The sequence below is a fragment of the Affinirhizobium straminoryzae genome (assembly GCF_007004135.1).
Lineage (GTDB): Bacteria > Pseudomonadota > Alphaproteobacteria > Rhizobiales > Rhizobiaceae > Neorhizobium > Neorhizobium straminoryzae.
On the sequence record NZ_VJMG01000069.1, the window covers coordinates 81,093 to 87,359 of the forward strand.

At 64.4% G+C, this 6,267-nt stretch carries 8 protein-coding genes and 1 pseudogene; 3 read left to right on the forward strand and 6 right to left on the reverse strand.

All coding sequences use genetic code 11. The annotated features are described in order from the left end of the window. Nucleotides 1-110: 110 nt before the first annotated feature. Genes FNA46_RS21005 through FNA46_RS21020 form a run of 4 tightly spaced genes read right to left on the reverse strand, consistent with a single transcriptional unit; the run spans nucleotide 111 to nucleotide 2,499 of the window. The gene (locus tag FNA46_RS21005) at nucleotides 111-830 is read right to left on the reverse strand and encodes a rhomboid family intramembrane serine protease (RefSeq protein ID WP_143127168.1); all 720 of its coding nucleotides are present in this window, start codon (nucleotides 828-830) and stop codon (nucleotides 111-113) included. Between the two features lie 36 nt (nucleotides 831-866). Continuing rightward, a complete protein-coding gene (locus FNA46_RS21010; RefSeq protein ID WP_143127169.1) occupies nucleotides 867-1,445 on the reverse strand; it encodes a cob(I)yrinic acid a,c-diamide adenosyltransferase in 579 nt (192 codons plus the stop codon). Nucleotide 1,446: 1 nt separating this feature from the next. Continuing rightward, nucleotides 1,447-1,644, reverse strand: a complete 198-nt coding sequence (locus tag FNA46_RS21015; protein ID WP_143127170.1) for a twin transmembrane helix small protein — start codon at nucleotides 1,642-1,644, stop codon at nucleotides 1,447-1,449. 21 nt (nucleotides 1,645-1,665) lie between these two features. After that, the gene (locus FNA46_RS21020) at nucleotides 1,666-2,499 is read right to left on the reverse strand and encodes an SDR family oxidoreductase (RefSeq protein WP_143127171.1); all 834 of its coding nucleotides are present in this window, start codon (nucleotides 2,497-2,499) and stop codon (nucleotides 1,666-1,668) included. A gap of 102 nt (nucleotides 2,500-2,601) precedes the next feature. Here FNA46_RS21020 and FNA46_RS21025 point away from each other — a divergent pair, with 102 nt between their 5' ends. Then, on the forward strand, nucleotides 2,602-3,516 hold the full coding sequence (locus FNA46_RS21025; protein WP_143127179.1) for a YihY/virulence factor BrkB family protein: 915 nt from the start codon (nucleotides 2,602-2,604) through the stop codon (nucleotides 3,514-3,516). Here FNA46_RS21025 and gluQRS read toward each other — a convergent pair. Continuing rightward, a complete protein-coding gene (gluQRS, locus tag FNA46_RS21030) occupies nucleotides 3,481-4,374 on the reverse strand; it encodes a tRNA glutamyl-Q(34) synthetase GluQRS (protein WP_143127172.1) in 894 nt (297 codons plus the stop codon). The two genes, FNA46_RS21025 and gluQRS, sit on opposite strands and share 36 nt — an antisense overlap. Before the next feature lie 33 nt (nucleotides 4,375-4,407). On the opposite strand from gluQRS, the gene FNA46_RS21035 reads away from it, so the two are divergent. Then, nucleotides 4,408-5,049, forward strand: a complete 642-nt coding sequence (locus FNA46_RS21035) for a DNA-3-methyladenine glycosylase family protein (protein WP_143127173.1) — start codon at nucleotides 4,408-4,410, stop codon at nucleotides 5,047-5,049. A 99-nt stretch (nucleotides 5,050-5,148) separates the two neighbouring features. After that, nucleotides 5,149-5,706, forward strand: coding sequence for an HNH endonuclease (locus FNA46_RS21040; protein ID WP_143127174.1), 558 nt, complete (start codon nucleotides 5,149-5,151; stop codon nucleotides 5,704-5,706). Between the two features lie 152 nt (nucleotides 5,707-5,858). On the opposite strand, the pseudogene FNA46_RS21045 reads toward FNA46_RS21040, so the two are convergent. Then, nucleotides 5,859-6,233, reverse strand: a pseudogene (locus tag FNA46_RS21045) (disulfide bond formation protein B); the annotation flags it as partial. Between the last annotated feature and the right edge of the window lie 34 nt (nucleotides 6,234-6,267).

A 6,267-nucleotide genomic window follows, 5' to 3' on the forward strand; every position in this document is an offset into this window, starting at 1 on the left:
TACGCATTTTTGAACCGAATACAAAAGGTTTTCGGCGTCGCACCGGTGTCATTTGGTCATGCCCCCATTCCTGACAAAGCGCAGGACGGCCGCAGGCGAGCGGTGGCGAATCAGTCGTCCCGACGCTCCAGCGCCCGCGGCGCCACGATCTCGCGGTCCAGCAGCGGCACCCCCGGCTGGCGCAGGATGACCACCAGCACGAGACCCGCCAGGATGCCGCCGACATGCGCACCCCAGGAGACCATGCCTTGCCGGTCAACGAGCAGCATCGCCACCTGCTGGCCGATCCACAGAAGAAGCGGCACGAATGCGGGCAGCGGCAGCGGGATACGGAAGAAGACCAGCGTCCACAACCGGACCCGCGGATGCAGCAGAAGATAGGCGGCGACCACGCCCGAAATGGCGCCGGAGGCCCCGATCAGCGGCCCCTCGGAGAGCGGATGGACGAAGCCGTGGAACAGCGCGCCGGCGGCTGCGCACAGGAGATAGAACAGTGCGAAGCGGCCATGGCCGAGCGCATCTTCCACATTGTCGCCGAACACCCACAGGAACAGGAGATTGCTGCCGAGGTGCCATACATCCAGGTGCAGGAAGGCATAGGTGACAATGCTCGCTTCCTTTGGCAGGAAATCGAGCGTCGGCGGCAGCAGCGCATGCTCGAACAGGACTGCTGGAATGAAGCCGCCGGTGATCACGATGACGTCACCGATCCCCGCCGGCAGGCGGGACAGAAGGAGCCAGATGGCGATGTTGATCGCCATCAGCGCGATGGTCACGTATTGCAGTCGGATCCGCTTCAGCCGGTTGACGTCGTAAAGCGGAATGAACATCAGCCTCTCCTCAACAACGGGATCCGGGCCGTGCGCCTAACGGTTCTTGCCCGGCACCCAGAGAATGTCGGCCTTGCCGCCCTCATTGACGTAACGGGAGGCGACGAAGAGGAAATCCGAGAGACGGTTGATGTATTTGAGCGCCGGGGCCCCGACGATTTCGCCCTCGATCTTCGACAGTTCCACCATCAGGCGTTCTGCCCGGCGCGAGACGGTGCGGGCGAGATGCAGATAGGCGGCGGCCGCCGAGCCACCGGGCAGGATGAAGGAGGTCAGCGGATCGAGGCCGGCGTTCAGCGTGTCGATCTCGCCTTCCAGCCGGTCGACTTGGGACTGCACGATGCGCAGCGGCTCCCAGCTGACCTTTTCGCCTGTCTCCGGCGTGGCAAGGTCGGCGCCGAGATCGAAGAGATCGTTCTGGATGCGAAACAGCATGGCGTCGAGGTCCGGCATTGTGCCGGTATGCAGCCGGGCAATGCCGATGGCGGAATTGGTTTCGTCCACCGTGCCATAGGCATCGACGCGCAGATCGTGCTTCAGGCGCCGCGGGCCGGTGACCAGACCCGTCGTGCCGTCATCGCCTGTCCGGGTATAGATCTTGTTGAGCTTCACCATCTCAGCGACCTCCGCCCGTCAGCCAGAGCGTCAGCATGATGAGCGCGATGGCGATTGCCTGCAGCATCACGCGCAGCTGCATCAGCTTGTTGGATTTGTTGGCATCCTTGCCCTGCAGCATGTTGAACAGGCCGCGGATCAGGACAAGGACCACGAGACCCATCACGATCAGGGCCAGAAGGGTGGTGAAGCTGGACATGGAAGCGCCTTTTTCTGATTTTCAGTCCAGCTTACGCAGCAGCCGGTAGAACAGATCGGCCGGCAGCAGCCGTTTCAGCAGAACCCCCTGTTTGGCAGGCTTGGTAACGAGATAATGTGGCCTTGGGCGTGGTGCGGTCAAGGCATGCGTCAGCACCGTATAGACCGCTTCCGGCCCGAGCTTGTGCTTGTTGACCGGCCCCGTGCCCTCCAGCCGGGCCAGCTGGCGGCGATATTCCTCCGCATGGGCCGAGCCTTCCAGATCGATATGGCCGCGGATCGCCGCCAGGGCATTGGCGGTGAAGCGCGTCGCGATCGGCCCCGGCTCGATCAGGCTGACGAAGATGCCGGAGCCGTCGAGTTCCATCCGCAGCGTGACGCTCAGGCCTTCGATCGCGTGCTTGGAGGCATTGTAGGCGCCGCGATAGCGATAGGGCACGAGGCCCAGAATGGACGAGCACTGCACGATGCGGCCTTGTCCTCTTGCCCGCATCAGCGGGATCACCTGCCGTGTCAGTTCATGCCAGCCGAACACGTTGGTCTCGAACTGGTGGCGCAGCACGTCGGTCGACAGGTCTTCGACTGCGCCCGGCTGGCCATAGGCGCCATTGTTGAACAGCGCATCGATGCGCCCGCCGGTGCGGGCACTCACCTCGGTCACCAGCGCGTCGATCGTGTCCTGCCGGGTATAATCCATCAGCAGGGCTTCGATGCCATCCGCCTCAAGGCTTGCCAGGTCCTCCGGCTTGCGCACGGTGGCGAAGACGCGCCAGCCATCGCGCGAGAGGGCCCGTGCGCAGTGGGCGCCTATGCCCGACGAGCAGCCGGTGATGATGATCGTTTTGCGATCCGTCATGTCCCCCCTCCTGTACAATGACTTTGCCTTTCCCATATTTGAGCCCGAGTGACAACGGAGTTCCCCTTGGCAGAGAGCACACCGCCGCACCGCCCGTTCCGGATGGCCTTCAAGGTGTTTTACGACGCCTATTGTCATTTCAACGAGGATGACGGCTGGGCGCTGGCAAGCCACGTGGCGCTGTCGGGGCTACTCGCCCTGTTTCCCTTCCTGATCTTCGGCACGGCGCTGGCGGGCTTTCTCGGCGCCAACAGTTTTTCCGATACCGCCGTCCATCTGCTGTTCGACACCTGGCCCTCCGACATTGCCCAGCCGCTGGCCAACGAAGTGCGGCGCGTGCTCGAAATTCCGCGCGGTGGGCTTTTGACGATTTCCGTGCTGGCGGCGGCCTATTTCGCCTCGAACGGGGTGGAGGCACTGCGCATTTCGCTGAACCGCGCCTACCGGGTGGCGGAAGACCGTGCCTGGTATGTGACGCGCCTGGCGAGCCTCGGCTATGTGATCGCGGCGGTCGCGATCTTCGCGGCGATCAGCATCGTGCTGGTGGCGTTGCCGATTGCCATCCGCTTTGCAGGCTCCCGCCTGCCCTGGCTCAGCGACGAACTCAGCAGCATCGCCAATTTCGGCGTGGTCGGTACGATCATCGTGCTGTTTCTCGGCCTCATCATCTGCCACAAATGGTTGCCGGCCGGCCGCCGCCGGGTGGTGGATGTGCTGCCGGGCATCGTGCTGACGCTGCTGTGCTGGGGCGGTTTTGCGTTCGCCTTCGCCTCCTACCTCGCAACCTTCGCCAATTATGCCGCCACCTATGCCGGGCTTGCCTCGGTGATGATCGTGCTGGTCTTTCTCTACATGGTCGGCGTGATCTTCATTCTCGGCGCCGAGGTGAACACGGCGCTGATGAAGTACCGCGTTCTGCCAAAAGTTTCCCACGCGCTGGCGAAGCATGGCCGGGCGGAGCAGGCAAAGCAGAAAACGGTTTCAGAACCCCAGCATCGCGCGAATATCCGCCGGTGAGGCACCGGCGGCGCGCAGCGTCGCCAGCCCCGTCGCACCCTCGCTTTTCGAAAGTTTGCGGCCGTCGTGACCCGGCACCAGCCGGTGGTGGTGATAGAGCGGTTGCGGCAGACCGAGCAGCACCTGCAGCAGGCGGTGGACGGCGGTGGCGTGGAACAGGTCCAGCCCGCGCACCACATGCGTCACCCCTTGCGCGGCATCGTCCACCACCACCGAGAGATGATAGCTGGAGGGGGCATCCGAGCGCGAGAGAATGACATCGCCCCAGGCCGCCGGATCGGCAGGGATGGTGCCGGTCTCTCCGTCGCCGTCCTCTTGCCATGTGAGGGGCGATTCGAGCGATTGGCCGACCAGCGCAAGCGCCTTTGCCATGTCGAGGCGGATGGCATGCCGCAGGCCGCCGTCCAGAAGCTGCGTGCGCTCGGCCGGGCTGCGGTTGCGGTCATCCGGCGGGTAGAGCGGCGCACCGTCCGGATCGCGCGGCCATGGCCTGCCGGCAGCTTCGGACGCCGCCACGCGCGCCTTCACCTCGCCGCGCGTCAGGAAGGCCGGGTAGAGCAGGTCCAGCGCCTCCAGCTTGCTGAGCGCTGCCTGATACGCCTCGACATGGTTCGACTGGTGGCGCACCGGCTCCTCCCATTCGAGACCTAGCCAGGCGAGATCGCGAAAGATCTCGTGGACGAATTCGGGCCGGCAGCGGGTCTGGTCGATATCCTCGATGCGCAGCAGCAGGCGCCCCCCGGCGCGCTCGGCCATATCCTGGTTGATCAGGGCGGACAGCGCATGGCCCAGATGCAGGAACCCGTTCGGGCTTGGCGCGAAACGGAAGACGGGCTTTTGACGGTCGACGGCGTGCATGGTTTCTTGTGCCACGAATCGGAAGGATTGGCGATGGTTCAGATACGCGGCATGGCGGAGATCGAGGAAGGGCTTGCCGCGCTCGCCCGGCTGGATGACCGTCTGTCGACGGTGATTGCGGCGGCAGGGCCGATACCGCTGCGCCTGTCGCCGCCGGGCTTTGCGGGTCTTTGCGAAATCATTGTATCACAGATGGTCTCGAAGGCGGCCGCCTCGGCGATCTGGAGCCGCATCCAGGCAGCCGGCGCGATGACGCCTGCCGTCTACCTCGGCCATTCCCCGGAGGTCGTGGCGGGTTTCGGGCTGTCGCGGGCGAAGGCGAGGGCGATCGAGGGGCTGGCGGCGGCGCTCGTTGAAAGCCGGTTCGATCTCGACGTGCTGTCCTCGCTTGTGCCGGAGGAGGCGAGGGCCCGGCTCGTGGCGCTGCCCGGCGTCGGCCCCTGGACGGCGGAGGTCTATCTGATGTTCTGCCTTGGCGCGGCGGATGTGTTTCCGGCCGGTGACGTGGCGCTGAGGGCCGCGGTCGGCCATGCGCTTTCAATGGAAGTGCGGCCATCGGTGCCGGAGGTTTCCGAGCTTTCCCTCTCCTGGCAGCCCTGGCGCTCCGTGGCTGCCCGTTTGTTCTGGGCCTATTATGCCCGCGTGTTGCGGCGCGACGCCATCCCGATGACGTGATGGCCTGCGGCGCACGCTGCGTCGTCAGGGGGGCTTCACATTCCTGTAACAACGGTCCTAATATAGAAAGACAGAAGCCGAATCGGTGAGGAGCGTCCGTTGACGATTGCAGTCTCCCCGCAGGCCCTGCCGGCGCTCGTGTTGAACGCTGACTACCGGCCGCTGAGTTATTACCCCTTGTCGCTCTGGTCCTGGCAGGACGCGATCAAGGCAGTCTTCCTCGACCGTGTGAATATCATTGCCGAGTATGACCAGTCCGTATCGTCTCCCACCTTCTCGATGCGATTACCGAGCGTCGTCAGTTTAAAGACCTACGTACAGCCCACGAGAAACCCCGCCTTCACCCGCTTCAACGTCTTCCTCCGCGACAAGTTCGAGTGCCAGTACTGCGGTTCGCACGAGGATCTGACCTTCGACCACGTGATCCCCCGCGCCCATGGCGGCCATACGACCTGGGAAAACGTGGTGGCCGCCTGCTCCCCCTGCAATCTCAGAAAAGGCAGCAAGCTTCCCAAGCAGGCCGGCATGCACCCCGCCCAGACGCCCTACCAGCCCACGGTGCAGGACCTGCACAACAACGGGCGGCTTTTCCCCCCGAACTATCTGCATGAAAGCTGGATGGACTATCTCTACTGGGATACCGAGCTTCAGCCCTGATGCCCTTCCAGTGCCGCCATTAATTTGCAGAGCGCTCGTCGTGACGTGCGGCTGCCTCTGTCTTGCGTACCGGAGCCATCCGCACCGGTCCTCTCGCGCGGAAAGGCCCCGCCGTTCTCACACACCGGCCGGATAGGACGTGGCCTTATCGCTCAGCTGCGCTTTGCGAATACGCCGCGAAAGGCGATGGCGGCGAGGATGAGGGCCGCGACGACATTCCAGCCGGCAAGCGACAGACCGAGGATGCGCAGGGCCGCGACCGTGCAGGAGGGGCCGTGCACGGTGTTCAAGTCTTCCAGCAGGTTCTGTGCGCTGGTGGTGGCCGTGGCGGCAGAGGTTGAGCACGTGGTCGGACCTGGCCAGAAGCCCCATTCGACGCCGGAATGATAGACGCCCATGCCGGCGGCAATCAGCATCATCACGCCGACCACGCCGATCAGCAGGCGGGTCAGCGCCGGCGGCAGGCGAAAGGCTGCGGTTGCAAAGGCGCCGAGCGCAATCGGCACACCCCAGTAATAGGGCTCGCTCTGCCTGCTGCAGCGCGAGCCCTATTACTGGGGT